Source organism: Neobacillus sp. NPDC093182 (assembly GCF_044754045.1).
In genome coordinates, this window is the sequence record NZ_JBIVOI010000001.1 from 848,257 (window position 1) to 875,094 (window position 26,838).

The following is a 26,838-nucleotide window of genomic DNA, read 5'->3' on the forward strand; positions in this document are numbered from 1 at the left end:
GGGAGGCCGTCCAAATGAGTTTCTTAGCTATTAAAGATATCCATCACACTTATTTCACAAAAGCCTCTGCAACAACGGCCCTCTCGGAAATAAGTTTGCAAGTAGAGGAAGGTGAATTTGTTTCCTTCCTCGGCCCTAGCGGCTGTGGAAAAACAACCTTACTTTCCATCATTGCGGGGCTTATAAAGCCCACACAAGGAACCATTTTGCTTGAAAATAAACCCATCACGGGGCTAAAAAACCAAATCGGCTACATGCTCCAACAGGATTATCTATTCCCATGGAAAACAATTGAGGAAAATATCCTTATTGGTCTAAAATTATCCAAACAATTGAATGAGCAAACAAAAAAAGCAGCGATCGACCTTTTAAACAAAATGGGATTAAGCGGTATTGAGAATCAGCTGCCTAATCAGCTATCGGGTGGTATGAGGCAGCGTGCTGCGCTCGTAAGAACGCTGGCAACGGAGCCCAAGCTGCTCATGCTGGATGAACCATTTTCGGCATTAGATTACCAAACTAAGTTAAAGCTGGAAGACTTAGTATCAAACACGCTCGACTCCTTTGGTAAAACAGCCATTCTTGTCACACATGATATTGGTGAAGCCATAGCGATGAGTGATCGGGTTGTGCTTTTTTCACCAAGTCCGGGCAGAATTCATAAAGTATTTGAAATGCCAGATGAACTAAGAAACTTGTCCCCTTTTAACGCTAGAAACCATGAAGCATTTTCAAGTATCTTTCAGAAAATATGGAAGGAGCTGGATTCACTTGAAACAGGGAAAAAATAACGTGAGCCTCCTCCATAAAAATTATTTACAATCCCTGACAATTGAAAAAAGATGGGTACGTTTTTATCAAATCGTCATTTTCCTGCTCTTTTTTTCCAGTTGGGAAATTTCGAGTCAAAAACGTTGGATCGATCCTTTACTCTTCAGTTCTCCATCAAAAATTTGGGATTTATTTCTTGAAAAATTACGAGATGGTTCTTTGATGTCCAATCTCGGTGTAACCTTAACTGAAACTATTTTTGGATTTATTTTGGGTACGTTACTAGGAACCGTACTAGCGGCATTGCTCTGGTGGTCACCGATGCTCTCAAAAATTGTCGACCCCTATCTCGTCATTCTAAACGCGATGCCGAAGGTGGCATTGGGTCCGATATTAATTGTCGCCCTTGGGCCGGGATATCCTTCCATTATAGCAATGGGGGCCATTATCTCAGTTATTATTACAACGATTGTTGTTTATACTTCTTTTAAAGAAGTAGACCCTAACTATTTAAAAGTACTGCAAACATTTGGAGCAACACGTCTTCAATGCTTTAAGGAAGCTATCCTTCCGGCAAGTTTTCCAACAATCATTTCAACCTTGAAGGTAAATGTTGGTTTATCCTGGGTCGGTGTCATCGTTGGTGAATTTTTAGTTTCATCCAGAGGACTGGGTTACTTTATCATTTATGGCTTTCAAGTCTTTAATTTTACCCTGGTCTTTTTATCCCTGCTGGTCATCGCGGTCGTTGCTACCATCATGTATCAGCTTGTAGAGTTATTGGAAAAAAAACTTATCAAGGAATAGCGGCTTATCTAAATTTGCCGCTATTCTTTTTCATGTTGCAGCTTATAGATATACTTCATACATTCTGCCACCACTTCATCCTTCATAATAAAGCTGTACTCTTCACCAAAACGCAAATCTAACAGATCACCTTTTACTAATACAGGTCCTTCTGTCTCGTAGTATTGATTCAGTTTATGTACGGTTTTTATTTTCCCCCAAAATACAGCCTTTACAAAAGTATTTTTTTCGTCTGCAACTCTATATTCAGCTATCTGTGAAAGTTCCTCCAGTTTCGCACCCGTCTCCTCATAAACCTCACGGATGGCAGCCTCTTTGAGGGACTCTCCAGGCTCGACCTTACCTCCTGGAAATTCCAGTCCTCGAACGCTATGCTTTGTTAATAACCAATCATCTAAATATTTGCATATGACAAACACATGTTTCGCTTCCTGCTCAAAGGCATTGCTTGAAAATGATAGCTCAACCTTGTTCCCTAATTGATCTAAAAAATTTTTCACCTAACCTCACCCCTGGGTACCTCTTGTTAATTCATTATAATCGAAAAAAGCGGAAAATCCTTTTTATAGGATTTTCCGCTTTTTTTAACCTTGTTTTGGCAGGATGTTCATTGATTCAATATGATTTTTCGCTTCCTCATCTCCCAATTTGTAAATCATCTCATACACTTGATTAATTGTATTGTCATATGCGTCGTTTTCACGGTCATAATGATATTGTACATATGGAACATGGGCTCTAAAGAAGTTTTGCCATTCGGTTGAATAATTTTGGTCAAACAGCTCACGAAGCTGGGTAATTTCCTCATCATTCGCCTGAATTTTAAAGTTCCAAGCAGAAGCTGTTGCACTTTGAGATATTTGTCCATGCCCAACGTCTATATAATAGGTCTTTTTTTGCTCATCCATTATGTCATCCCCTTACTAATATTATTTAAAATTTCCCACAATCAAATAAAATTTATTCTATTTCAAATTTCGACTCATTTTTTAGAAATGAATGGTGTATAATTGTCATAATATTAAGAAAATGGATTTTCACCATTTTTACAAACTTTTGCTTTAGCCATAGAGGATATTTTTCATCATTAAGGGAATTGAATAAGTAAGGAAAAAATTTTAAAAATTCTTTGGAGGTGAACGGAATGAGGTTAGTCGATGAATTATTTCAGATGTATCGAGACAAGCTGACGGGTGATGAAGAAGATATTGATATGTTAGCATTCGCCTTCTTAGAAGAAATGTCACATGAGGATCTGCTGCACTTAATTAAAGAGATGGATAAACAAGAATTATACGATTTAATGGGGCTTTATTTAATCGAGAGCTTAAAAGGTAAATTCGCCCAGGAAGAATACGGCCAGCAGCGCACCCATACTTATTATCCAAGAAATATCCACTAAATATTACATACCACTCAAATTTGGAACTGCTATTGTCAGTTCCTTTTTTTTTGTTAAAAAAGGATCAAACCATGCTAAAATATAGTAGGGGAATGGGAGGATAAAAAATGTATACGATATTTGCAGTAAGCATTATTATCATTATCGTTGTTCTTTTGCTGGCAGTTATTACTACGTCAAAGGCATATAAATTTAAACATACAGTAGATCCACTCGACGATAATCCTTATTTAAAGAACGATACTAATGCTGATAACGAAAAAAAGCAATAAAAAAATTCCTATTCAACACGAATAGGAATTTTTTTATTAATCTAGCTCCAGCGCCTAGGGGCTCGGGGTCATAAGCCCTGAGCAAGGCACTTCCGCTTTATTGGTTTTATGCAAAAACTTGTTTTAAGTCTTCTTTACTTTGCTCAAGCCAAAAACGCATTAGACGTTTTGCTCCCTCTAAATCATGAAGCTTCGCTTGTCCGCATTGTCTTTCGTTTGCAGCTGGAATCTCAGTTATTTCCACTGCTGTCTTCATCGTGTCTTCAAGAAGGTCAATGATTTCTTCAACAGTCGGCTCACCGCTCACAACCAAATAGTAGCCTGTTTGGCAGCCCATAGGCGAGATATCAATAATATCGAAGTGATTATATTTTTCAACATGTGCACGGAGATTAAAAGCGAGCAGATGTTCTAATGTGTGAATAACATCAGGCTTCATTGCCTGTTTATTTGGCTGGCAAAAACGAATATCGTATTTATTGACTATACCGTCGGTTCCTACCTTATGAACACCACAATGTCTCACGTAAGGTGCTTTAACCGCATTATGATCTAAATCAAAGCTTTCTACTGAAGGCATTCTTCCCCACTCCTTTTATACATTAGGCTGTATTAGACTGGTCTGTTGATTTCCTCTCCAGGCACTTCGCGCACCTTAGGGCGGTCCGGGGAGCCTCCTCGGCGCTTAAGCGCCTGCGGGGTCTCCCCTGCCCCGTCCTCCCGCAGGAGTCTTCGTGCCTTCCGTTCCAATCAACAGAGTGCCGTAATACGTGATACGTATAGATAGTATCATACTATAAATTCCGAGTTTTTTCATCAACTTAGGTATACTTAACAATTTAGACGTTTTTTTCTATTTGTGATATCTTTTAAGTAATTTGTTGAAGGGAGTTTCCCTAATGTTTAAAAAAATTTTACTATCTGTTATTCGATTTTATCAAGTTGTCATCTCACCTATTAAACCGCCAAGTTGTCGTTTTTATCCCACGTGTTCACATTATGGGTTAGAAGCGGTTCAACGGTTTGGAGCTTTAAAAGGAGGCTGGCTTACATTAAAGAGAATCCTAAAATGTCATCCATTTCATCCGGGCGGCATAGATCCTGTGCCAGAAAAAAAAGAGAATTAACTTTGGTAGCCATCGACAACAAGGTCAAGTTTACCTGTCTTTGGGTCAATGACTAACCCGTGCACCGGAACACCTTCTGGCATTAACGGATGGTTTCTTATTACATCCACGCTATGCTCCACGCTTTCTGTAACATTATCAAATCCATGGAGCCATTTTTTAATGTCTATTCCAGAATATGTTAGGGTATCAATCGTTTCCTCTGTTACCCCCCGGCTCATCATACTTTCTATTACTGGTTCAGCCTTCAATCCACTCATCCCACAATCGTGGTGAGCAATGACTAGCACTTCCTCTGCTTTCAACTGGTAAACAGCAATAAGAATACTTCTCATAATACTTCCAAATGGATGAGATACAAGTGCCCCAGCATTTTTAATCGTCTTTACATCACCGTTATTTAAGTTCAAAGCTTTAGGCAATAACTCCAATAATCTTGTATCCATACATGTTAGTATGACCATCCGTTTATTTGGAAATTTTGTTGTTTCATATTTCTCATATTCGCGGCTTTCAACAAATTTTTGGTTATAATCCAAGATTTCATTTAATAATGTAGTGTCATTCACAATAATCCCACCTTAACTTTGTTTATACTAAGCATACCTAAATTCTAACGGATGCTACAATATTATGCTTGCATTTAACTCATTTTTTTTGTAAGATACATAAGGAAATCGGAATCGTTCCGTATTATGCATTTTTTTATAATCTTAATACTAAAAATTTTTCGAATATAAATCGTAATAACTCCGGTTTATTAATTTTTAAAGGAGCATATATGAAAAAAATTATTCTTTTACCATTTATTTTACTTATTAGCTTGGTTATAACTGCCTGCAGTACTGAGGATGAACAATCAGAAAAAAAGAAAGAGCAGTTAACCGTTTATTCCACAGTATTCCCACTTCAATATTTTACGGAGCGTATCGGTGGAAAATACGTTAATGTTAATACAATCTATCCTCCAGGAGCAGATGAGCATACATTTGAACCATCTCAAAAAGATATGATTAAATTGGCTGATTCAGATTTATTTTTCTACATCGGCCTAGGGTTAGAAGGCTTTGTAGAGAGTGCTAAGGAATCATTAAAAAATGAAAACGTCACGCTGATTCCAACTGCTGAGGATCTGATTTTGGATCCTGTTGAAGAGCATGACGACCATGACGACCATGAGGATCACGGTGAGGGAGATTTTAACCCACATGTATGGCTTGACCCAGTCTATTCCAAGGAAATGGCCGCTGTCATTAGGGATTCTTTAATTGAAAAAATGCCTCAAAATAAAGAGACGTTTGATCAAAATTATCAGAAGCTTGCAGATGAATTAGATCAATTAAATTCGGAATTCGAAAGCACCATTCAAAACGCAAAACACAAAGATATCCTTGTGACTCATGCTGCATTTAGTTACTGGGAGCAAAGATACGGTCTTGAAGAAATTAGTATTTCTGGCCTTTCTACAACGAATGAACCTACACAGCGAGAACTAGAAAAAATCATCTCAATGGCGGATGAACAAGGACTGCATTACATCCTTTTTGAACAAAATGTCAAATCCAAATTAGCGGAAATTGTTCAGAAGGAAATTGGAGCTAAGGCTTTGCCAGTTCATAATTTAGGTATTTTAACAAAAGAAAACATTAAAGATAAAGAAACATATTTTACTCTAATGGAGCAGAACTTAGCATCACTAAAAACTGCTTTAAACAATTAGTTGGTTAGTTCCCTTTATCTTACAGGGATGAGAAGATGTCAAAAATCACAAGCTATTTTTGTATTACGAATGATGATAAGGAGTGATACTAATGGCACAAGATGTATTATGTGAGGTTAACAACTGCTCATTCTGGGCAAAAGGAAATAAATGCAGTGCGGATCGCATATATGTTGTCAGCCACAAAGGAAAAACAGCTGACAACAGTAAAGAAACCGATTGTAAAACATTCGAACCTTCGGATCTATAGATGATAGAAATAAACCAGACTTTTTGTCTGGTTTATTTGTTTTCGAATTTAAATGCCTTTTTGAACCTTGTGGTTTCCTGCAGCCTTTTTTCATTAATGCTGAACCCTATGCCAGGTGTACTTGGGACGCTTACAAAACCGTTTTTAACACATACCTCAGGGGTAATGATATCTTCCTCCCAAAATCGATTAGAGGCAGAAATATCACCTGGAATTGTAAAGCCAGGAAGTGAAGCAAGTGCGATGTTATGCGCACGGGATATTCCAAATTCGATCATCCCGCCGCACCAAACCTCGATACCCCTATCAAGACAATAATCATGAATTCTTTTGGCTTCGTAAAGTCCTCCCACCCTGCCTGCTTTAATATTAATAATCTTACAGCTCCCCAGTTCAATAGCATTTTTTGCATCATTAAAGCCGACAATGCTTTCGTCTAGACAGATTGGTGTATTTATTTCGTTTTGAAGTAGTGCGTGTTCAATAATATCGTCACTGGCCAGCGGTTGTTCGATCATTAAAAGATTAAAGTCATCCAGCGCTTTCAATCTGTCCATATCATTTAAGGTATAAGCTGAATTGGCGTCTGCCATAATAGGAAGTTCTGGATAATACCGGCGTATTTCCGCTAGAACAGCATAATCCTGATTAGGGTTAATCTTAATCTTAAATCTCCGGTATCCTTCTTCCAAATATTTTTCAATTTGATTGAGAGAACTGATGAGTGAATCAGCAGCAACCACCACACCAGAAGCAATTTCACTCCTCGTTCCCCCAATGACGTTAGAAAGCGATGTTGAATTCCTTTTTGCGTATAAATCCCAAATGGCCATTTCCAATCCTGCCTTGGCCATATGGTTTCTCCTTATTGACTGGAATAAAATAGCTGCGTCCTCAGGATGTTTTATTGGCCTTTTTTTGAGCAAAGGGATTAATACATCACTCATGATATGTAAACTAGTCGCCACAGTCTCTTCTGTGTACCACGGTGTGGAAAAAGCGACACCCTCTCCATATCCAGAAATCCCATTTGAATCAATTACTTCTACAATAATCCCTTCACGCTCTGTAACACTCCCTAAATGAGTGTGAAAGGGGGACTTCAATGGCATACTTATCACTCTTAGTATAATTTGAGCTATTCTCATCTATGAATCCTGTCCTCATGAATCAATTCAGATAGCTTTCTGCGCAGAAGCTTTTTAGAGGCGTTCCTCGGAAGTTTTTCCGTAAAAAAGAATGATTTTGGTACTTTGTATTTAGCCAAGTTTTCTAAACAAAACCGTTTAAGTTCATCCTTCGTAACCTGTGCATTTTTTTGGCGAACAATAAAAGCCGTGGGAACCTGTCCCCATGTTTCATCAGCGATACCAGTAACACCTGCATCAGCGACATCTGGATGAGATAATAAAACCGATTCAATTTCGGCAGGATAAATGTTTTCCCCTCCTGAGATAACGAGATCAGAACGCCGGTCAAGCACATATAAAAAACCTTCTTCATCCAAATAGCCAATGTCTCCCGTATAAAACCACCCATCGTTAAAATTGCCCTGTACGGCATCTGGTCGATACAAATAACCCGAGGTGACGTTTGGTCCTTTGACGACTATTTCACCAGCTTCCCCCGGTGAGGCCATTACACCATTCTCCAAAATAATCCTAATTTGTGATGGAAATAATGGCTTACCTGCAGAACCTAGTTTTGTGATACTGTACTCCGGAGCTAGTGTGACAATCTGTGAAGCAGTTTCCGTCATCCCATAGGATTGGAAAACGGGAACTTCTTTTGCCTTACATGCCTCTAACAATGGTAACGGTGCAGGACCTCCTCCTAATAGCGCACAGCGGAAATGAGTTGGCAGCTTAGAACCTTTAAGCGTTTCAACAATCCTAAAAAGCATCGTTCCTACCACTGACATAATCGTAACATGTTTGTGTTTAATATCATGTATCGCTCTGTCAGCATCAAAGCTTTCATGGAGTATAATAGGCATTCCGTAAATAACACTTTTCATTAAAATGGAATAGCCACTTATATGAAAAAGCGGCAGACTGCAAAGCCAGCGGTCACTATCGGTATATCCTAAATTTAGGGCAGAACCGACCGCACTCCACCAATGGTTTCCATATGTATGAAGGACGCCTTTCGGATTTCCAGTTGTGCCTGATGTATACATAACCGTACAGACATCATCTAAATTAATTTCTTCCTGTATTTCGGGAGTTTCTGAAGTTGCTGCAAACAACTCGTCTTTTGTAATAACTGGCACTTCTACATCCTGTTTTATCTCGTAAAAATCATTTTCGAGAATTAACGCGGCTGCCCTTGAGTCATTTAACTGCCACACTACTTCTTTTTTCGATAATCGATTGTTTAAAATAACAGCCTTGACTCCAATGAGCTGAAGTGCAAATAAAATCACAATGGTATCAAGATGATTTTTAAGTAATACACCAATATATTGATCTTTTTTTACTCCTAAACCTTGAAGCTCTCCAGCAGTTTGATAGGATTTTTCATATAATTCTTTAAAAGATAGTGTCGTATCATTAAAATAAACCGCCGTTCTTTCAGGTGTGAGAAATGCTCTTTTTTTTAGAAAGTTAGGCATGGTTTCATATTGCATAAATTTTTCACCTGCTTCTAGTTAGTTGCCCTATTTGTCTAGCTATTGCGCATTGACGCTTCCACTTTTCTATATAAAAACAGCCTGATGGAGTCCATCAAGCTGCAACATTTTTGAATCAAGGGAAACGTGGGAATTGACCAAAGTCTGGCTTACGTTTTTCTTTAAAGGCGTCACGGCCTTCTTTTGCCTCTTCTGTTGTATAGTAAAGAAGAGTTGCATCGCCAGCAAATTGCTGAAGACCAGCCAAGCCATCTGTATCTGCATTCATTGCTGCCTTTAAGAAGCGAAGGGCAGTTGGACTTTTCTCAAGAATTTCATTACACCACTGAATGGTTTCTTCTTCCACTCTCTCAAGTGGAACAACTGTATTTACTAAGCCCATATCAAGAGCTTCTTGTGCATTATACTGTCGGCATAAGAACCAAATTTCACGAGCCTTTTTATGACCGATAATTCTGGCTAGATAGCCTGAACCATAACCAGCATCAAAGCTTCCTACATTCGGACCTGTTTGTCCAAAAACAGCATTATCCGCTGCAATCGTTAAATCACACACAACGTGTAAAACGTGCCCGCCACCAATTGCATAACCCTTAACCATTGCAATAACTGGTTTTGGTATAACACGAATTAAGCGCTGTAGGTCTAGGACATTTAATCGTGGAATTTGATCTTCACCAACATAGCCGCCATGTCCGCGTACTTTTTGGTCACCACCTGAACAAAACGCTTTATCTCCGGCACCTGTAAGTACGATTACTCCTACACTCGAATCATCACGTGCATAGGCAAAAGCATCAATTAACTCCATAACCGTTCTCGGTGTGAATGCATTATGTACATGTGGGCGATTAATGGTAATTTTCGCGATTCCGTTATATGTTTCATATAAAATTTCTTCATATTTACGTCCTGCAATCCATTCTACTGTCAAAACGATCTTCCTCCTTAGTTTTAAATTGACAAAAAGTCACTTACTATTGTACCAAATTTTTCTTTTTGTTCCACATGAATTGCATGACCACAGCCATTTATTACAATCCATGAAGCTTTTCTCATATCCTCAGCCATTCTTTCGGCTATCTTACAGAACTTTTCATCCTTTTCTCCTGTTAACAATAACACTTCACAGCCAATCAGGTCCAACTTTCCCCACCAGGATGGCTGCGAACCTGTCCCCATTCCTAATAAGCTATTCGCAAGACCCTTAGCGTTATTAGACAGCCGCTGTTCTCTAATTGATACTTTCATTGAGTCAGGCAGACTGCCCATGCTAGAAAAGAGAGGAATTGCTTCCCAATAATCAACAAAGGTTACGACTCCTTGGTCTTTAATAAAGTCTGCTAGTTCCGCATCTTTCATACGGCGCTGTAATCTTTCTTCATTTGTTCTTAGACCAGGTGAAGCACTTTCCAAAATTAGCTTTCTAACTCTATCTGGGTATAAAATAGCTAGAGTTAGTGCTAATCTGCCCCCCATTGAATACCCAAGGAGGTCTACTTGTTCAATTCCAAGCTGATCCATTAGCAAAATCAAGTCTTTAGCAGCAGATTCTATTTTATAAAGACTTATATCTTCTGGTGACTCTGTTTCACCATGGCCGATAATATCTGGGATGATTAATTTTGAATGCTTGCCCCAAACCGGACAAAAAGGCGTCCAAGTGGAAGAATCTCCAGTAAAGCCGTGTAATAAAAGTAATGGAAATCCTTCCCCGCACACTTCGACATGGTAGGTAATATTGTTAACCTTTAACCTCATTAATCGACACCTTTGACAAAGTTTGATATTTCCTCGGAAACAATACGCCAAAATTCGCGATGTTCTACTAAGTTACTTTCACGGTTTGTGACCACTTCATATACATTTAATCCCTTTACCTCGGTTGAATCGTTCATAAGTTCCTGTAAATGTTCCCAATCCTTTATTCTAGTAAAGTTACCATTAAACATCTTTACAGCATGCTCAAAGTCTAAGTTTAACGGTGTACCGAATAACCGTTCAAAATGCTTAGGATGCTGCGATTGCGGCAGGAAGGAGAAAATTCCGCCGCCATTATTGTTAACTACAATAATCTTGACATCAATCCCATATAACTTCGATGCAATCAGCCCATTTAAATCATGGAAAAAAGTTAAATCCCCTAAGACGAGATATAAAGGTTGTGAGTATAATCCTGCACCTATTGCCGTAGATACGGTTCCATCAATACCGTTTGCTCCTCTATTCGCTATAACTTTTATTGATTTATTGTTATTGTGAAAGAAACTATCTAAATCTCTAATAGGCATGCTATTTCCAACAAACAATGTTGCCCCCTCTGGAAGCAAATCCGCTAATTGATAAAACAATCGGCCTTCACTTAATTGCTGACCATCCTTGATTAGCGCCATGTTTGCTTTTGTAAGATTATTAACAGCCAGCCATTTTTCTAAAAATTCGCCAGAGGTCCTTGCTTCACTGAAAGTCAATATCTGCTCGCAAAAGATCGTTTCATTACAGTAAATCATTTCGGTTGATAATGATGATGGATCGCGCCAGCCCCCAGCTCCATCTATAACAAATTGTTCAGCTTGATGGTTTTCCTTTAAAAATATTGTAAGGGCTTTTGATAAAGGCATTGCCCCAAAGCGCAGGATTACATCTGGTTTCAAATAGACTTTAGCTTCTTCATTTCTTAAAAATGTATCATATGTTTCCACGATATTTTCCAGATGGTGTCGTCCACTTCTAAGTTGTGATAATGGGTCGGCTAATATTGGAAACTTTAACTTGTCTGCTAAGTCTGTGACAGCCTGAGCAAAACGGTCGTCAGATATATTACCGCATACTATGATTCCGTTTTTATAACCCCTAAGTTTGAAAGAAATTTCCTTCATTTCATCCTCACGAATCGTTAAATCTCCGTTTCGGACTTTGACATATCCCATTGGCCGCTCTTCTAAATGAAAGATAGCTTCATCCAATTTTGGTATCAGCGGTTCCCTGAACGGAAAATTTAAATGAACTGGACCCGCTGGAGCTTGACTTGCAATGGCTGCCGCCCGTGCTCCGACAGTACGGGCATACCGTATGATTTCAGTGCTGCTTTCAGGCAATGCCATGTCTGCAAACCATTTTACATGTTGTCCATATAAATGAATTTGATCGATCGCCTGTGGAGCACCTACCTCTCTTAGCTCATGAGGCCGGTCAGCCGTTAGAACAAGTAACGGTACCTGTGAATAGCGTGCTTCAATGATTGCCGGAAAATAGTTGGCAGCTGCCGTTCCGGAAGTACATAAAATCGCCGTCGGCTTATTCGTAACTTTTGCTATTCCTAAAGCAAAGAAGGCAGCAGAACGTTCGTCCACATGGATATGGATATTTATATCAGGATGTTCGGCCATGACCATTGCCATCGGGGTCGATCTTGACCCCGGGCTCACGACAACATCCTTTATTCCTGTCAGTACTAACTCTGATACAAATGCTGCTAAATAAGCGGTTAAAGATGCTTGATGATTCATATTAATTTCCTCCAAGAGCGCGAAGCATTGGTCTAAATTTTAAGCTTGTTTCCAGGTATTCACTTTCTGAGTCAGAATTCGCAACGACACCACATCCTGCAAATAATGATGCCTCTTTCCCTTGAATGAGACCAGAACGAATAGAAACCGAGAACTCTCCGTTTCCTCGATAATCGACCCAGCCCAACGGTGCAGCATAGAAACCACGGTCTAATTCCTCTACCTGTCTAATTTTTTCAACAGCTTCTTGTTTAGGAAGTCCGCCAAGGGCAGGAGTTGGATGAAGTCTTTCCACTAATAGAAGCAGTGAGGCATCCTTTTGACATTTACCAATAACCGGTGTATAAAGATGTTGAATATCCCGGATTTTCATTAATTGCGGCTTATCTGGAAGGATAATTTCCTCACATGATTCTTCTAATGCTTCTTTAATCATTTCAACGACAAATCCATGCTCATTGAGGTTTTTCTGATCATTTAATAATGTTTGCCCTAACAAATGGTCTTCCTCTTCGTTTTTACCACGTCTAATCGAACCCGCCAGGCAGGTTGAAAATACATTTTTTCCTTGTTTCTTCACGAGTCTTTCAGGTGTGGCACCAATAAAACAATCTCCGTTGGATTCAAAAACAAAGATAAAGCTATCCCGCTGTTGATTGTATAGATTTTCGAGAATAACATCTGCTCTAACGTGATGATCAAACAATAATCTTAATTCGCGTGCCAGCACTACCTTTTTCAATGAACCAGTTTTTAAATCCTCTACCACATCATCCACAGTCTGTTTCCATTGCAGAGGTGAGATTTCTTTCATTTCGAGGAGTTTAGCCGGTTTCATATCAGTTTCTTGTTTTAGTGATGTGAGCAGCTGGGTTCGCTCATTAATTACTTTTTCAAAAAGTGTATAATCATCATTTGGGGTACAAACAATATTCGTCGTTAAATACGTTTGTCCCTTAACAATTGTTATCATGTATTTTGGAACATGGAATAGAGAATCAGCGTATTTAGTCCACAGCGATGTCTTTGCTTTAAGTGGATCAAAGGAAAACCCGCCAAACATAACAGGTCCTAAGCCATTTTCATTGTATGGATTAAAGATTATACTTTCTTTTAGAAATGTTCTCCACTCTTCTTCAACATGAAAAAAGCGGTCAGTAGCCTGATCCGACTGAATTTGTTTTGATATGCCAATGCCAATAAGCACAACTTCTTCTGATGGGTCTTTCCAGTAGAAACGTTCCCCGAGATAGCGCTCTCTTCCACGATTGAAAAAGGATAAGGGATCAATTCTGTCCATTTTATGAACTTCACTTATTAAAATGGGACGGCCTAGTTTTTGAGCAGTGCGGACTGCCGAGATACCTCTATCCTTTAATTCCGTTTCCTGAATGGTAACCAAAAAAATCCCTCCAAAACAGTCAAATGACTGTTATCCATTCATTTTTATGCCTAATTTAAACATACTACTTTATTGTAAAGAAGTCAGTAATACTTGTCACTAAGTATACTCATGACTACCTTATTATATCTTAATTCACTCCGAGCAGGGTTGTATTTGATTTACATTCGATTACTTTCATTTTCCCTCCAAATACTCATTACTAATCAAGAAGGAATTATCTACTAATTTCACTAATAAAAAATAATTGACTGCGGCTGCCAAATTCCATAAACTAAGGTTTGGACAGTCTTTAGACAATAGTACAAATTAACGAATTTACTATAGATAATAGATAAAAGGGAGAGAAGAAAATGCAGCCAAATTTACAGCATACGTCAAAGCCTGCTGTTGAATCGAATCGCGGTTTTCAGGTTTGGTGGCAAATGACCCGTCCCCATACTTTGACTGCTTCATTCGTTCCAGTTTTGCTAGGTACAGCACTGGCGCTTTCACATGGAGAAATACATTTCGGTCTTTTCTTTGCCATGTTAATCGCAAGTTTATTAATCCAAGCAGCTACTAATATGTTCAATGAGTATTATGATTTTAAACGTGGACTCGACAATGAGCACTCAATTGGAATTGGAGGTTCCATTGTCCGTGATGGAATTAAGCCAAAAACGGTTATGCAGCTCGCACTAAGCCTCTATGGAATTGCTCTATTAATTGGGGTATACATTTGTATGAGTACCAGCTGGTGGCTGGCAGTTCTCGGGCTTATTTGTATGGCAGTTGGCTATTTGTATACAGGTGGACCTTATCCTATTGCATACACTCCATTTGGAGAGATTTTTGCAGGGTTCTTTATGGGTATGTTAATCATTTTAATATCATTCTTTATCCAAACTGGAACCGTCACAACCTATAGCATCCTGATTTCAGTTCCTATTTTAGTTCTGGTTGGTGCTATTAATTTTTCTAATAATATTCGAGATTTAGATGGCGATAAAGAAAACGGCCGAAAAACATTAGCCATTTTATTAGGTAAAAATAAGGCAGTTACTTTAATGAGTTATATGTTCATTTTTTCATTTCTTTGGATAGTAGGTTTAATCATCACAGGTGTTGCTCCGATATGGACACTAATCGTGCTTCTAAGTATTCCTAAAGCAATGAAAGCAATAAAAGGCTTTAAAGCAGGTGTTTCACCAATTCAAATGGCTCCAGCCATGAAAGCTACAGCACAAACCAATACGATTTTTGGATTTTTACTTGCTATTGGTATTTTTATCGGATACTTTGTTTCATAAAGCAGATATTAAATTAAGTTTATAGTCATAGAGCATTCCTTTTAATGAGGAATGTTTTTTTTATTTAGGGAAATGCCATTTAATATTAGTCCGCTTTTTGATTATTTTTCGAACAACCTTTTTAGGACATGCATAGGATGTATTAACTTGATAGAAAGGTGGGAAATAATATGGGAATTAGAAATAATTTCTGCTGTGATTGTAATGATTTATTCGCAGATGTTGCAGTAGGTGAAGACGTTATGGTTCAATCAGTAGGCAATGCAGTCCAGAACGGGGAATTTTTAAGAATCGACGGAAATGTTGTTGTTTTATCAACAAATAATGGTAATAACGAAGTAAGAATTTGCTGTAACAACATATTTTCTGTCACTGTTGACGCTGATTAATTCTACTTTCTAGTGAATCCCAACTTAAAGGATTTCTGGAATAGAAAGACTGCTTCCTACTAAAATCGGAGTATTTTCTTTAGGCAAGACAATATTAAACAAGAAAACCACCATCATATCACGATTGGTGGTTTTCTCCTATTTTTCTTTTGTAATAGGATCGCTTGTCATTTATTGAGGTTTAATTCCCCAAATATCGTCCGCATACTCTTTGATTGTCCGATCACTTGAAAAATAACCCGCGTGGGCGATGTTAATCAGGCACTTCTTTTGCCAGATTTGCTGGTCTCTAAAAGTTTCTCCAATTCTCTTTTGAGTGTCCGCATAGGAAGCAAAATCCTTTAGTACAAAGTATTGGTCATTTTCCTCCAGCAATGAATCAAAGATTGGTTCAAATTCATTGTATACACCAGGAAAGAATCCATTAACCAGCTGATCAACTGCCTGGCGGATACGGCTGTCATGGTGATAATATTCAATCGATTGATAGCCTCCATGCTGGTAATAGTGAAGGACCTCATCTGCAGAAAGCCCGAAGGTAAAGATGTTCTCATCTCCGACCAATTCGTGAATCTCAATATTGGCCCCATCCATTGTTCCTACTGTTAGTGCTCCATTAATCATAAACTTCATATTACCAGTACCAGATGCTTCTTTACTCGCTGTTGAAATTTGTTCACTTAAATCAGCAGCCGGAAAGACTTTTTCCGCGAGGGAAACGCGATAATTTTCTAGAAAAACCACCTTCATTTTATCACCAATAAATGGGTCATTATTTACCTTTTCAGCTACTGTATTAATGAGCTTGATAATTTTCTTTGCATAATAATAACCTGGGGACGCCTTGGCTCCAAAAATGAATACTCTTGGTACCATTGAAAAACTAGAATCCTCTTTGATCCGATTATAAAGATACATGATATGTAATACCTTTAAAAGCTGTCTTTTATAGGCATGCAGGCGCTTTACCTGCACGTCAAAGATAGCAGAGGAATCCACAGCAATCCCATTCTTGCTCTGGATTATATCAGCAAGACGTTCCTTATTATCCCTTTTAATTTTAAAGAGCTGTTCCATGAAGGATGAATCGTGTTGATATTTTAGTAATTGAATTAAATCAGCAGGTGATTGAGTCCATGAAGAACCAATGGATTCAGTAATTAAGTTTGATAAGTCCGGATTTCCTTTTAGCAGCCAGCGGCGATGGGCGATTCCATTCGTTTTATTATTGAATTTCTCTGGAAACAATTGATAAAATTGATTCATTTCACGAGTCTTGAGAATTTCTGTATGCAGCTTGGCAACCCCATTAACACTAAAACTCCCCACAATCGCTAAATGAGCCATTTTCACATAGCCATCAGCAATGATCGCCAGCTTTGCAATCCTATCCCAGTCCCCTGTGTATTTATCCCATAAATCTCCGCAAAACCGTTCATTTATTTCTTCTATAATCATATAAATTCGAGGCAGCAGCGGCTGAAAAATTCGTATTGGCCATTTTTCCAATGCTTCCGATAAGGTCGTATGATTTGTATAGGAAATCGTATGCCTTGTGATATACCAGGCAAGGTCCCAATCAAATTTTTCCTCATCCACTAAGATTCTCATAAGCTCCGGAATAGCCAAAACTGGGTGGGTATCATTAATGTGAATACAAACGTGCTGATGAAGTTCCTTCAAGTTTCCGTGTTGTTTTCGATACGTTTTGATGATGGATTGAATACTTGCAGATACTAAAAAATATTGCTGCTTTAGCCGGAGTATTTTCCCTTCATCATGGGTATCATCCGGATATAGGAATTCTGATACTAATTCCGTTTCACGTTTGTACTTTAAAATATCATCATGAATAGGAAATTGAGATGGCTCTGCATTCCACAATCTTAACGTATTAACTGTTTCTGAATTATATCCAATAACCGGCATATCATGTGGAACGGCAGTAACGGTTTCAGCATTCAAATGTTGAAATACAAGGCGGCCATTCTCTGTTCTTCCTTCCACCTTACCCCAAAATGGTATTTTAACAGCTAGGTCAGCCTTCCGAACTTCCCAAACATTACCGCTTCTGAGCCATTGCTCTGGTAATTCTACTTGATAGCCATCCACAATTTTCTGTTCAAATAGTCCATGTTTATAACGAATGCCATGACCATGTCCTGGGAGATTAAGAGAAGCTAGGGAATCAAGAAAACAAGCGGCTAATCTACCTAAGCCGCCATTTCCTAAGCCTGCATCACTTTCTAGTTCTTCTAGGTTATTTAAATCGATACCAAGTTCACTCAGTCCAACTTGTACCGTTTCTTCGATTCCCAAGTTTATTAAATTTTGCCGCAGCAGTTTACCTAATAAATATTCAATTGACAGATAATAAACCTGTTTCTCTTTTGCAGCAAGGTATCGTTCATTCGTTTTGATCCAATCATGACTAACAAACTCTCGAATCATAATACCAAGTGTTTGGTAATGGTCACGTTCTGAGCTTTCTGAAAAGCTCTTACCGCAAACCATATTCAACCTCTTTAAGAAAGTGTTCTTAAATTCTGTTGTATTAGAAAACATGGGTTTCACTCCTCGAGATCAGCTCTGCATAAAGCTGATTATACTTAAATGCAGACTGGGCCCAGCTGTTATCCTTCTCCATCGCTTTTTGAACGATGGTTTCCCAAGCAGGGTCATGATAAAAGTGTAATGCCCTTCTAATCGTATATAGCATGTCATGGGCATTAAAATTCTTGAAAGAAAACCCATTTCCCTCATTGGTTATCTCATTCCAAGATTGTACCGTATCATTTAGCCCGCCTGTTTCACGTACAATTGGCACCGCACCGTATCTCATAGCGATTAATTGACCAAGACCACATGGTTCGAATAGGGATGGCATTAGAAACAGATCTGCAGCAGCATATAGCTTGTGGGCCAGTCCCTCACTAAAACCGATATGAACCTTTAATTTATCTGGATAGGAGATTGCCGCATGACGCAGATACTCCTCGTAAGCATAGTCTCCTGTCCCTAGAACCACCATTTGGATATCTTCATGGAGAATATCTTTTAAAACACACTTAACAAGATCTAATCCCTTTTGTTTTGTCAGCCGCGTAATCATCACCATTAACGGTGTATTTGGTTTTTGTGGCAGCCCAAAGAATTTTTGGACTTCACTTTTATTAATGGCTTTATTTTCAAGGTTATTAACCGTGAACGTTTTATAGATCAGCGAATCATCGGCAGGATTATAGAATTTATCATCGATACCATTTAAGATGCCAACGAGATCTTCTTCTCGTGTTTTTAAAAGACCATCCAATTTTTCCCCATATGCAGGTGTTTGGATTTCTTGTTTATAAGTTGGGCTTACTGTTGTAATTTCGTCAGCCGCTACAAGAGCACCCTTCATGAAATTGATACAGCCGAAAAACTCCAAATTTTCTGGGTGGAATGCTCCCCAATCTAATCCAAGCAAGTCAGAAAGTGCCTCTCGTGGAAATATACCTTGAAATTGCAGATTATGAATCGTGAAAACAGTACGAATGAGTCCGTAGCCTTTTCGCTTGTAATACTCCATTCTTAATAAAAATGGAATCATCGCTGTATGCCAGTCATGGCAATGGAGTACATCTGGATAAAAATCAAGATGTGCCAAAGCTTCCAACACAGCCCGGTTAAAATAAGCGAACCTCTCGCCATCATCGTAATAACCATAAAATCCTTCGCGTTTGAAATAGTATTCGTTATCAACAAAGTAGTAGGTTACTCCCTCATAGGAAAGCTCCTCTATCCCGCAATACTGATTTCTCCAGCCAACAGGTACTGTGAATTCTTTAATTTTTTTCATATCCGCCTTAAAATCATCAGCAATAGTGCCATATTTAGGCATGATTACCCTTACGTCCGTACCAAGACTTTTTAGTTCTTTAGGCAGGGAGCCTGCAACGTCCGCAAGCCCTCCAGATTTTGCAAATGGACCACATTCTGAAACTGCAAATAATACTTTCACGAATTCATCAGAGCTCCTTGTTTAGTTCCTTTCCGCACGACAAAAGGATCCCTGGCAGTACCTGTTAGGATTGTACCCGCCTCTACCTTTACGTCCTTGTCTAAAACAACGGAATCCAGGTAGCAATTATCTTCAATTACACATTTTTGCATGATAATGCAATTCTTAATAACTGCCCCTTTACCAATTTTTACTCCCCTAGAGATAATACTATTTTCAACTGAACCATTAATTAAGCAGCCATTAGCTATCATAGCATTTTGTACAACTGAACCTTTTAAATATCGTGTTGGCGGCTCGTCTTTCACCTTTGTCAGGATAGGCTGTTCTTTAATAAATAATTGCTTCCAGACATCGGAATTTAATAAATTTAAACTAGTAGAATAATAGTTTTGAATCGAATTGATCATGACGGCATAACCGGAATATTGATAGCTGCAAATGGAGAAGTGATGTTCTGGGTCTAGGACCACATCCCTCATACATGTATATCCTGTTTCATTTCTTGTTTCAATTAATTTAATTAGTAAGGATGTTTTCACCAAATACATTTCCATCGGGGTACCATCTTCATGGTGAATCTCAGTAATATCGCATCCTGAATGTATATGCCAATCTAGCAATGGTTTAAAATCCATATTGGTAACGGTATAACAATTCGTAATGATCGAATACTCTTGAGAACTACGGTAAAAGAAATCTAAATTGGCTGCGAAGTTTTCAAAGCAACCAATTTTATTTATATCTGAATCAACAATGGGAGTTGGAAAAAAGAAAAGTCCATCACGCTTGCGATTTAAATCCCAGTTCTTCCCTGAACCGAGGTGATCCATTAACGAACGGTAGGTCATTTTAGGAAAGATTGCTACACTTCTTATTCCTGAATTCACCATATTTGAAAGTACAAAATCAATAATACGATAACGTCCTGCAAATGGCAGGGCTGCAAGTGATCGATGTGTCAAAAGATCCTCTAGATCATCATGGTACGTTGTTGCGTCAATAACGCCTAATAGCTTTCTCTTCAATACTAGTCCCTCCCGTATATTAAAAAGCAGGATATAACCCACTTAACATTTCTTCAGTAACAAGGATAATTTCATCATCAAATGAACGAATTACGGTCCCATCTGGAATAACAGCATCACTTGGAACAATCGCTTTCTCAATCTTAACGTTTTCACCAATTACCGCATCTGGCATAATCACAGATTCCTTAATAATAGATCCTTTACCAACACTAACTCCTTGAAATAAAACCGAATTATCAATTTCTCCTTCAATCGTACAGCCCTCATTAATTAGGGATTCCTTAACAATGGCTTCAGGAGAGATATACTGTGGAGGCTGGTTAGGATTGACAGAATAAATTCTCCAGTCATGATCAAATAGATCTAAATCACATTCGTCATTCAATAGATCCATATTTGCTTCCCAAAGACTCTTAACTGTTCCTACATCCTTCCAATAGCCTTTGAAAGGATAGGCATATAACTTCTTATTTTCTTCTAACAGAGTTGGGATGATGTCTTTACCAAAATCGTGGGAGGATTTAGTATTTCTTGCGTCCATCTCTAGATATTCTTTCAGTATATTCCAGCTAAAAATATAAATGCCCATCGAAGCTAAATTATTTTTTGGCTCTGCTGGCTTTTCCTCAAACTCTGTTATTCTTAATTCCTCGTTTGTGTTCATAATCCCAAAACGGCTTGCTTCCGCCCAAGGAACTTCAATTAATGAAATGGTTACATCTGCCCTTTTTTCGATATGATACTCGAGCATAGTCTCATAATTCATTTTGTATATATGGTCACCTGATAGAATAAGTACATATTCAGGCTGGTATTGCTTTAAATAATTAAGGTTTTGATAAATAGCACTTGCGGTTCCGGTATACCACTTTACCTCAGAAGTTTCAGCATACGGGGGTAAAACGGTTACCCCTCCATCTTTACGGTCTAGGTCCCATGCACTGCCAATACCTATATACGAATTTAAAAGCAATGGCTGATACTGAGTTAAGACACCCACTGTATCAATACCTGAATTAGCACAATTGCTTAATGGAAAATCAATGATTCTGTACTTTCCTCCAAATGGAACAGCAGGCTTCGCTAAATCCTTTGTAAGTGAGTTAAGTCTGCTTCCTTTCCCTCCTGCCAATAGCATTGCCACGCACTTTTTCTTTCCCATTACCTTTTCTCTCCTTTCGTTTTTTCACCGGTCGAATGATCTGAAAGCCAAAAGGCGGTATCGTCACATTAACGGAATATGGTCTTCCATGAAATGGATCTTCTGAAGCCATAAATGTTTTCTTATTAATAAATCCTGCGCCGCCAAAGTCAGTATCGTCACTATTGAAAATTTCACGAAACTCTACTTGAGCAGGGACGCCAATTTTATAATCTGGATAGTGAACACCTGTAAAATTACAAATGATAACTAGATAATCATTTTCGGTCTTACCTTTCCGAATAAAAGAAAAGACGGATTGGTTATAGTTATTACAGTCAATCCATTCAAAACCATCATGCATGTGGTCTAGCTCATACAATGCTTTAGATCGTTTATAAAGTTTTGTTAATTGTTTAACATATAAATTTACATTTTGGTGCATTTCATAGTCTAATAGATTCCAATCTAATTGTTCTTTGTCTTTCCATTCTGAAAACATACCAAGCTCAAATCCCATAAATAATAAATTCTTACCAGGATGTGCAAACATATACCCTAGAAGTAAGCGTAATTGGGCGAATTTCTCCCAGTAATCTCCTGGCATTTTGTCTAAAAGAGACTTTTTGCCATGTACGACTTCATCATGTGAAAACGGGAGCATAAAGTTTTCCGAAAAGGCATAAAGAAGCGAAAAAGTTACTTTCGTATGAACACTTGCACGTGCAAATGGCGGAGTTTCCATATATTTTAAAATGTCATTCATCCAGCCCATATTCCATTTATAATCGAATCCTAATCCACCATAATGGACCGGTGCAGTAACATTAGGGAAATCTGTTGAATCTTCTCCAATCATGACAAAGGTTGGATCATATTCATGAACTTGTATATTTAACTTTTTTAGAAAATCAATTCCAAATGGATTTTCTTGATTCTCGGCTGAATTCGGCCAATAGATGATATTAGCAACTGCATCCATTCTAATGCCATCAATATGGAAATAATCGATCCAAAAGAATGCATTTGAGATTAGGAAGCTTTGCACTTCGCCTTTTCCAAGATCAAAGTTTGCGGTTCCCCAAACTTGATTTTCCCTGTCACTCTCTGTTTCGTACGAATAAATATGTGAACCGTCAAAACGATATAAACCATGTGAATCCTTACAAAAATGACCTGGAACCCAATCAAGAATGACGCCAATCCCATTCTGATGACATTGATCTACAAAGTACATAAAGTCCTTTGGCGTTCCGTAGCGGGAGGTGGCTGAAAAGTATCCAGTACCCTGATATCCCCAAGAACCATCATAGGGGTGCTCAATAAGCGGTAATAATTCAATATGTGTAAATCCATGTTCAAGCACATAAGGTATGAGTTCTTCAGCCATTTCCTTATATGTTAAAAAATCACCATTTTCATGCTTTTTCCATGAACCAAAATGCATCTCATAGATGATCTGTGGTTCAGATAAGAAATTTCTTTTCTGCTTTCGGTGCATCCAATGATTATCCTGCCAATCGTAATTTCTCAAAGAATAAACGATTGATGCGGTATTTGGCCGCAGTTCAGAATAAAATGCATATGGATCTGATTTTAAAAGTCTTTCATTTTGTGCAGTAATTATTTCATATTTATAGAGGCAGCCATTCAGGTCTTGATTAATAACAATAATCCATACACCTTCATTGTTTACCCTATGTAAATCGTAACCTTCTCCATTCCAGTTATTGAAATTTCCAACCAGCCTTACTTTGTTAGCGTTAGGAGCCCACACACAAAATCGCGTATATACTTTGTCAGATTCTTTAAAGACGTGTGCTCCAAACAGCTGGTGACTTTGAAAAAGGTTCCCCTCATGAAACAAATGCAACTGATAGTCTGTCGGATATAACGTATTCACTGCCATTATTAACCTCATCCTTGTGAAAATGTATTTCAAGGGTTAATTATAAGTGCAAATTAGAAATATCTCTTGTAAAACTTTTTTATCTTTTCTGACAATAAAACATACGGTTTGTCATATTACGAGGTTTTACTGCACCTTTCGACAAAATCAAACAAGAAATCTTTCATGAAAAGACAAAAAAATATAAAGTTTTTTTGCAATTTTGGGTAAAAAATATTATTTAAATTATAAGAAACTTTAACATGTAAAAGTGCTAAATATTCAGTAGATGTAAGCGTTATCAACATTTTCCTTAGTAGCACGGAAAGCCAAAAATTATATAAATATAATTTTTAGCTCAGGAAAATGCACTCTTAAGTCTTGGACAAGCTAGCGGCTCTTCAAAGGATAGGAATGTTTGTTTTTCTTATATAAGATAATTGATAAGAGATAGAGGGAAAATAGGAATGATTGATACAAATTATATGGATAGAATAACTCATTATAGATATCAACAGGGGTTCGCTGCTCCACGCTGGCTGGTGGATGACTCAAGTTGATTTAGACGAAGGTATTGGGTCACTATAAGCCATCTAGTGACCCAAATATCTATTGTTTAAACATTTCGGTTACTATAGACTATAGAACTGATGGAGTTATAGATAATTGATTGAAGTTTTGTCATTTTTACTGACAAAAATAAGCACAAAAAAACTGATGATAAAATATCATCAGCCTTTTTGTATGACCCCTACGGGATTCGAACCCGTGTTACCGCCGTGAAAGGGCGGTGTCTTAACCGCTTGACCAAGGGGCCAAATATTTTTATGGCGGAGAAGGAGGGATTTGAACCCTCGCGCCGGTTACCCGACCTACACCCTTAGCAGGGGCGCCTCTTCAGCCTCTTGAGTACTTCCCCATAAAAATGGCTCCGCAGGTAGGACTCGAACCTACGACCGATCGGTTAACAGCCGATAGCTCTACCACTGAGCTACTGCGGAACAATAGAAAATTATGTTACTGTCGAAAAAATTCTGGTGGGCCTAAATGGACTCGAACCATCGACCTCACGCTTATCAGGCGTGCGCTCTAACCAGCTGAGCTATAGGCCCATAAATTGGAGCGGGTGATGAGAATCGAACTCACAACATCAGCTTGGAAGGCTGAGGTTTTACCACTAAACTACACCCGCATTAATTTTTCATGAATGGGGCGACTGATGGGAATCGAACCCACGAATGCCTGAACCACAATCAGGTGCGTTAACCACTTCGCCACAATCGCCATCATAATATTACACATTTAACATAAATGGTGGCTCAGGACGGAATCGAACCGCCGACACAAGGATTTTCAGTCCTTTGCTCTACCGACTGAGCTACTGAGCCACTATATTTTGCCATCTTAATAAAAATGGCGGTCTGGACGGGACTCGAACCCGCGACCTCCTGCGTGACAGGCAGGCATTCTAACCAACTGAACTACCAGACCATATTGCGGGGACAGGATTTGAACCTGCGACCTTCGGGTTATGAGCCCGACGAGCTACCAGACTGCTCCACCCCGCGACAATAAAAAGTATTTCATTTTGCTGAAGTAATAATATGGCGGAGGAAGAGGGATTCGAACCCCCGCGCGGTTTAACCCGCCTGTCGGTTTTCAAGACCGATCCCTTCAGCCGGACTTGGGTATTCCTCCATATTATATAAAATTACTGGTGGACCTTGTAGGACTCGAACCTACGACCGGACGGTTATGAGCCGTCTGCTCTAACCAGCTGAGCTAAAGGTCCATATTGAAGATCTATAACTAATTTATTTGGTAGCGGCGGAGGGGATCGAACCCCCGACCTTACGGGTATGAACCGTACGCTCTAGCCAGCTGAGCTACACCGCCAAATAACATGAAATTGTAAGTAATTTTCACTATCGTGAAATTAACTTGGTGGAGCCTAGCGGGATCGAACCGCTGACCTCCTGCGTGCAAAGCAGGCGCTCTCCCAGCTGAGCTAAGGCCCCATTTAATAATTTTGAGAAATGGTCGGGAAGACAGGATTCGAACCTGCGACCCCTTGGTCCCAAACCAAGTGCTCTACCAAGCTGAGCTACTTCCCGTAAAATATGGCGCGCCCGAAAGGAGTCGAACCCATAACCTTCTGATCCGTAGTCAGACACTCTATCCAATTGAGCTACGGGCGCATTATTTTACTAATCTGTTATTGAAAATGGTGCCGAGGACCGGAATCGAACCGGTACGGTAGTCACCTACCGCAGGATTTTAAGTCCTGTGCGTCTGCCAGTTCCGCCACCCCGGCAAGTTTGGAGCGGAAGACGGGATTCGAACCCGCGACCCCCACCTTGGCAAGGTGGTGTTCTACCACTGAACTACTTCCGCGTATATGAAAGATTATTTTCTAACAAAAATAACTTGGTGCGGGTGAAGGGAGTCGAACCCCCACGCCTTGCGGCGCCAGATCCTAAGTCTGGTGCGTCTGCCAATTCCGCCACACCCGCATATTGTTTTTTTAAATGGTGAGCCATGAAGGACTCGAACCTTCGACCCTCTGATTAAAAGTCAGATGCTCTACCAACTGAGCTAATGGCTCATATAATTGGCACTTATATGATAACTGATGTTTTACGCTGCCGCTGATATGAACCAACGAAGTAAAGCATGGTGCCGGCTAGAGGACTTGAACCCCCAACCTACTGATTACAAGTCAGTTGCTCTACCAATTGAGCTAAACCGGCATATATTGTAGTTTATTTTATGAAAATATTATGGTGGAGGATGACGGGATCGAACCGCCGACCCTCTGCTTGTAAGGCAGATGCTCTCCCAGCTGAGCTAATCCTCCATATATAAGCCTGGCAACGTCCTACTCTCACAGGGACAATGTCCCAACTACCATCGGCGCTGAGAAGCTTAACTTCCGTGTTCGGTATGGGAACGGGTGTGACCTTCTCGCCATTATTACCAGACTGTTTTCTTAAAGACAAAATCTATTATATTGTCTTTTTCGATATTTTTCAAGAGGTTTTTTTAAAAAAATTCATTCCCTCAAAACTAGATAATTTCAGAAGAAGTGTGTAAAACGAGTTCACCATAAAATTGGTTAAGTCCTCGAACGATTAGTATCAGTCAGCTCCACACGTTACCGCGCTTCCACCTCTGACCTATCAACCTGATCATCTTTCAGGGT

General features: G+C 39.0%; 24 protein-coding genes, 21 tRNA genes and 2 rRNA genes. 9 read left to right on the top strand and 38 right to left on the bottom strand.

Annotation, left to right across the window (positions count from 1 at the left end; translation table 11 throughout):
* Positions 1–14: 14 nt before the first annotated feature.
* Both ACIQAA_RS04415 and ACIQAA_RS04420 read left to right on the top strand, forming a co-directional pair.
* Positions 15–791: an ABC transporter ATP-binding protein gene (locus ACIQAA_RS04415; protein ID WP_402615473.1), complete on the top strand. Its 777-nt coding sequence runs from the start codon at positions 15–17 to the stop codon at positions 789–791.
* Entirely contained in the window at positions 772–1,578 is an 807-nt protein-coding gene (locus ACIQAA_RS04420) for an ABC transporter permease (RefSeq protein WP_402615476.1), read from the top strand. Before ACIQAA_RS04415 ends, ACIQAA_RS04420 begins: the two co-directional genes overlap by 20 nt.
* Before the next feature lie 20 nt (positions 1,579–1,598).
* On the opposite strand, the gene ytkD is transcribed toward ACIQAA_RS04420, so the two are convergent.
* Both ytkD and ACIQAA_RS04430 read right to left on the bottom strand, forming a co-directional pair.
* Entirely contained in the window at positions 1,599–2,078 is a 480-nt protein-coding gene (gene ytkD / locus ACIQAA_RS04425; RefSeq protein WP_402615479.1) for an RNA deprotection pyrophosphohydrolase, read from the bottom strand.
* Between the two features lie 84 nt (positions 2,079–2,162).
* The gene (locus ACIQAA_RS04430) at positions 2,163–2,486 is read right to left on the bottom strand and encodes a hydrolase (protein ID WP_402615482.1); all 324 of its coding nucleotides are present in this window, start codon (positions 2,484–2,486) and stop codon (positions 2,163–2,165) included.
* Between the two features lie 236 nt (positions 2,487–2,722).
* Between ACIQAA_RS04430 and ACIQAA_RS04435 the strand changes: the two genes are divergently transcribed.
* Both ACIQAA_RS04435 and ytzI read left to right on the top strand, forming a co-directional pair.
* Complete coding sequence (locus ACIQAA_RS04435) at positions 2,723–2,980, top strand: DUF6154 family protein (RefSeq protein WP_179160128.1); 258 nt, start codon at positions 2,723–2,725, stop codon at positions 2,978–2,980.
* Positions 2,981–3,087: 107 nt separating this feature from the next.
* Entirely contained in the window at positions 3,088–3,252 is a 165-nt protein-coding gene (gene ytzI, locus ACIQAA_RS04440; RefSeq protein WP_402615485.1) for a YtzI protein, read from the top strand.
* Positions 3,253–3,358: 106 nt separating this feature from the next.
* On the opposite strand, the gene ACIQAA_RS04445 is transcribed toward ytzI, so the two are convergent.
* The gene (locus ACIQAA_RS04445) at positions 3,359–3,832 is read right to left on the bottom strand and encodes an S-ribosylhomocysteine lyase (RefSeq protein WP_402615488.1); all 474 of its coding nucleotides are present in this window, start codon (positions 3,830–3,832) and stop codon (positions 3,359–3,361) included.
* Between the two features lie 319 nt (positions 3,833–4,151).
* Between ACIQAA_RS04445 and yidD the strand changes: the two genes are divergently transcribed.
* Positions 4,152–4,379 carry a membrane protein insertion efficiency factor YidD gene (gene yidD / locus ACIQAA_RS04450; RefSeq protein WP_402615491.1) on the top strand — a complete coding sequence of 76 codons (228 nt, stop codon included), beginning with the start codon at positions 4,152–4,154 and terminating at the stop codon, positions 4,377–4,379.
* Here the strand turns inward: yidD and ACIQAA_RS04455 are convergent.
* Positions 4,376–4,948: a beta-class carbonic anhydrase gene (locus ACIQAA_RS04455; RefSeq protein ID WP_402615494.1), complete on the bottom strand. Its 573-nt coding sequence runs from the start codon at positions 4,946–4,948 to the stop codon at positions 4,376–4,378. The two genes, yidD and ACIQAA_RS04455, sit on opposite strands and share 4 nt — an antisense overlap.
* 212 nt (positions 4,949–5,160) lie before the next feature.
* Between ACIQAA_RS04455 and ACIQAA_RS04460 the strand changes: the two genes are divergently transcribed.
* Both ACIQAA_RS04460 and ACIQAA_RS04465 read left to right on the top strand, forming a co-directional pair.
* Positions 5,161–6,099, top strand: a complete 939-nt coding sequence (locus tag ACIQAA_RS04460; protein WP_402615497.1) for a metal ABC transporter solute-binding protein, Zn/Mn family — start codon at positions 5,161–5,163, stop codon at positions 6,097–6,099.
* Between the two features lie 91 nt (positions 6,100–6,190).
* Positions 6,191–6,349 carry a DUF1540 domain-containing protein gene (locus ACIQAA_RS04465; protein ID WP_307194128.1) on the top strand — a complete coding sequence of 53 codons (159 nt, stop codon included), beginning with the start codon at positions 6,191–6,193 and terminating at the stop codon, positions 6,347–6,349.
* A 32-nt stretch (positions 6,350–6,381) separates the two neighbouring features.
* On the opposite strand, the gene menC is transcribed toward ACIQAA_RS04465, so the two are convergent.
* From menC to ACIQAA_RS04495, 6 genes are all read right to left on the bottom strand, one after another.
* Positions 6,382–7,497, bottom strand: a complete 1,116-nt coding sequence (gene menC / locus ACIQAA_RS04470) for an o-succinylbenzoate synthase (protein WP_402615501.1) — start codon at positions 7,495–7,497, stop codon at positions 6,382–6,384.
* Positions 7,494–8,978 carry an o-succinylbenzoate--CoA ligase gene (locus tag ACIQAA_RS04475; RefSeq protein WP_402615504.1) on the bottom strand — a complete coding sequence of 495 codons (1,485 nt, stop codon included), beginning with the start codon at positions 8,976–8,978 and terminating at the stop codon, positions 7,494–7,496. Before ACIQAA_RS04475 ends, menC begins: the two co-directional genes overlap by 4 nt.
* Positions 8,979–9,096: 118 nt before the next feature.
* The gene (gene menB / locus ACIQAA_RS04480) at positions 9,097–9,915 is read right to left on the bottom strand and encodes a 1,4-dihydroxy-2-naphthoyl-CoA synthase (RefSeq protein ID WP_221824617.1); all 819 of its coding nucleotides are present in this window, start codon (positions 9,913–9,915) and stop codon (positions 9,097–9,099) included.
* Between the two features lie 20 nt (positions 9,916–9,935).
* Positions 9,936–10,742, bottom strand: a complete 807-nt coding sequence (gene menH / locus ACIQAA_RS04485) for a 2-succinyl-6-hydroxy-2,4-cyclohexadiene-1-carboxylate synthase (protein WP_402615506.1) — start codon at positions 10,740–10,742, stop codon at positions 9,936–9,938.
* Positions 10,742–12,490: a 2-succinyl-5-enolpyruvyl-6-hydroxy-3-cyclohexene-1-carboxylic-acid synthase gene (gene menD, locus ACIQAA_RS04490; RefSeq protein ID WP_402615510.1), complete on the bottom strand. Its 1,749-nt coding sequence runs from the start codon at positions 12,488–12,490 to the stop codon at positions 10,742–10,744. Before menD ends, menH begins: the two co-directional genes overlap by 1 nt.
* A gap of 1 nt (position 12,491) precedes the next feature.
* Positions 12,492–13,892: an isochorismate synthase gene (locus tag ACIQAA_RS04495; RefSeq protein ID WP_402615512.1), complete on the bottom strand. Its 1,401-nt coding sequence runs from the start codon at positions 13,890–13,892 to the stop codon at positions 12,492–12,494.
* Between the two features lie 353 nt (positions 13,893–14,245).
* Here ACIQAA_RS04495 and ACIQAA_RS04500 point away from each other — a divergent pair, with 353 nt between their 5' ends.
* Both ACIQAA_RS04500 and ACIQAA_RS04505 read left to right on the top strand, forming a co-directional pair.
* The gene (locus ACIQAA_RS04500) at positions 14,246–15,184 is read left to right on the top strand and encodes a 1,4-dihydroxy-2-naphthoate polyprenyltransferase (protein WP_402615514.1); all 939 of its coding nucleotides are present in this window, start codon (positions 14,246–14,248) and stop codon (positions 15,182–15,184) included.
* Between the two features lie 170 nt (positions 15,185–15,354).
* A complete protein-coding gene (locus ACIQAA_RS04505; protein WP_402615517.1) occupies positions 15,355–15,573 on the top strand; it encodes a hypothetical protein in 219 nt (72 codons plus the stop codon).
* A gap of 171 nt (positions 15,574–15,744) precedes the next feature.
* Here ACIQAA_RS04505 and ACIQAA_RS04510 read toward each other — a convergent pair whose 3' ends face one another.
* The 28 genes from ACIQAA_RS04510 to ACIQAA_RS04645 all read right to left on the bottom strand — a co-directional run.
* Entirely contained in the window at positions 15,745–18,138 is a 2,394-nt protein-coding gene (locus ACIQAA_RS04510; RefSeq protein ID WP_402615520.1) for a glycogen/starch/alpha-glucan phosphorylase, read from the bottom strand.
* Positions 18,128–19,576 carry a glycogen synthase GlgA gene (gene glgA / locus ACIQAA_RS04515; RefSeq protein ID WP_402615523.1) on the bottom strand — a complete coding sequence of 483 codons (1,449 nt, stop codon included), beginning with the start codon at positions 19,574–19,576 and terminating at the stop codon, positions 18,128–18,130. The genes ACIQAA_RS04510 and glgA overlap by 11 nt, the downstream gene beginning before the upstream one ends.
* The gene (locus ACIQAA_RS04520; protein ID WP_402615525.1) at positions 19,573–20,604 is read right to left on the bottom strand and encodes a GlgC family sugar phosphate nucleotidyltransferase; all 1,032 of its coding nucleotides are present in this window, start codon (positions 20,602–20,604) and stop codon (positions 19,573–19,575) included. The genes glgA and ACIQAA_RS04520 overlap by 4 nt, the downstream gene beginning before the upstream one ends.
* Before the next feature lie 19 nt (positions 20,605–20,623).
* Complete coding sequence (locus ACIQAA_RS04525) at positions 20,624–21,769, bottom strand: glucose-1-phosphate adenylyltransferase (RefSeq protein WP_402615527.1); 1,146 nt, start codon at positions 21,767–21,769, stop codon at positions 20,624–20,626.
* Positions 21,711–23,657 carry a 1,4-alpha-glucan branching protein GlgB gene (gene glgB / locus ACIQAA_RS04530; RefSeq protein WP_402615529.1) on the bottom strand — a complete coding sequence of 649 codons (1,947 nt, stop codon included), beginning with the start codon at positions 23,655–23,657 and terminating at the stop codon, positions 21,711–21,713. The genes ACIQAA_RS04525 and glgB overlap by 59 nt, the downstream gene beginning before the upstream one ends.
* 724 nt (positions 23,658–24,381) lie before the next feature.
* Positions 24,382–24,453 (bottom strand) — tRNA-Glu (locus tag ACIQAA_RS04535).
* An 11-nt stretch (positions 24,454–24,464) separates the two neighbouring features.
* A tRNA-Ser gene (locus ACIQAA_RS04540) sits at positions 24,465–24,555 on the bottom strand.
* Between the two features lie 7 nt (positions 24,556–24,562).
* Positions 24,563–24,637: transfer RNA gene (locus ACIQAA_RS04545), tRNA-Asn, on the bottom strand.
* A gap of 34 nt (positions 24,638–24,671) precedes the next feature.
* Positions 24,672–24,748: transfer RNA gene (locus ACIQAA_RS04550), tRNA-Ile, on the bottom strand.
* Between the two features lie 6 nt (positions 24,749–24,754).
* Positions 24,755–24,828: transfer RNA gene (locus ACIQAA_RS04555), tRNA-Gly, on the bottom strand.
* A 16-nt stretch (positions 24,829–24,844) separates the two neighbouring features.
* A tRNA-His gene (locus tag ACIQAA_RS04560) sits at positions 24,845–24,920 on the bottom strand.
* Positions 24,921–24,948: 28 nt separating this feature from the next.
* Positions 24,949–25,024: transfer RNA gene (locus tag ACIQAA_RS04565), tRNA-Phe, on the bottom strand.
* 26 nt (positions 25,025–25,050) lie between these two features.
* Positions 25,051–25,127: transfer RNA gene (locus tag ACIQAA_RS04570), tRNA-Asp, on the bottom strand.
* A 3-nt stretch (positions 25,128–25,130) separates the two neighbouring features.
* Positions 25,131–25,204: transfer RNA gene (locus tag ACIQAA_RS04575), tRNA-Met, on the bottom strand.
* Between the two features lie 37 nt (positions 25,205–25,241).
* Positions 25,242–25,334, bottom strand: a tRNA-Ser gene (locus ACIQAA_RS04580).
* A gap of 17 nt (positions 25,335–25,351) precedes the next feature.
* Positions 25,352–25,428, bottom strand: a tRNA-Ile gene (locus tag ACIQAA_RS04585).
* A 27-nt stretch (positions 25,429–25,455) separates the two neighbouring features.
* Positions 25,456–25,532, bottom strand: a tRNA-Met gene (locus ACIQAA_RS04590).
* Between the two features lie 46 nt (positions 25,533–25,578).
* A tRNA-Ala gene (locus tag ACIQAA_RS04595) sits at positions 25,579–25,654 on the bottom strand.
* A gap of 19 nt (positions 25,655–25,673) precedes the next feature.
* A tRNA-Pro gene (locus tag ACIQAA_RS04600) sits at positions 25,674–25,750 on the bottom strand.
* 7 nt (positions 25,751–25,757) lie between these two features.
* A tRNA-Arg gene (locus tag ACIQAA_RS04605) sits at positions 25,758–25,834 on the bottom strand.
* 27 nt (positions 25,835–25,861) lie between these two features.
* Positions 25,862–25,950 (bottom strand) — tRNA-Leu (locus tag ACIQAA_RS04610).
* Between the two features lie 5 nt (positions 25,951–25,955).
* Positions 25,956–26,030, bottom strand: a tRNA-Gly gene (locus tag ACIQAA_RS04615).
* A gap of 34 nt (positions 26,031–26,064) precedes the next feature.
* Positions 26,065–26,149: transfer RNA gene (locus ACIQAA_RS04620), tRNA-Leu, on the bottom strand.
* Positions 26,150–26,165: 16 nt separating this feature from the next.
* Positions 26,166–26,241, bottom strand: a tRNA-Lys gene (locus ACIQAA_RS04625).
* A 69-nt stretch (positions 26,242–26,310) separates the two neighbouring features.
* A tRNA-Thr gene (locus tag ACIQAA_RS04630) sits at positions 26,311–26,386 on the bottom strand.
* 31 nt (positions 26,387–26,417) lie between these two features.
* Positions 26,418–26,493, bottom strand: a tRNA-Val gene (locus tag ACIQAA_RS04635).
* Positions 26,494–26,501: 8 nt separating this feature from the next.
* Positions 26,502–26,617 (bottom strand): 5S ribosomal RNA (rrf, locus tag ACIQAA_RS04640).
* Between the two features lie 130 nt (positions 26,618–26,747).
* Positions 26,748–26,838, bottom strand: a 23S ribosomal RNA gene (locus ACIQAA_RS04645); the annotation flags it as partial.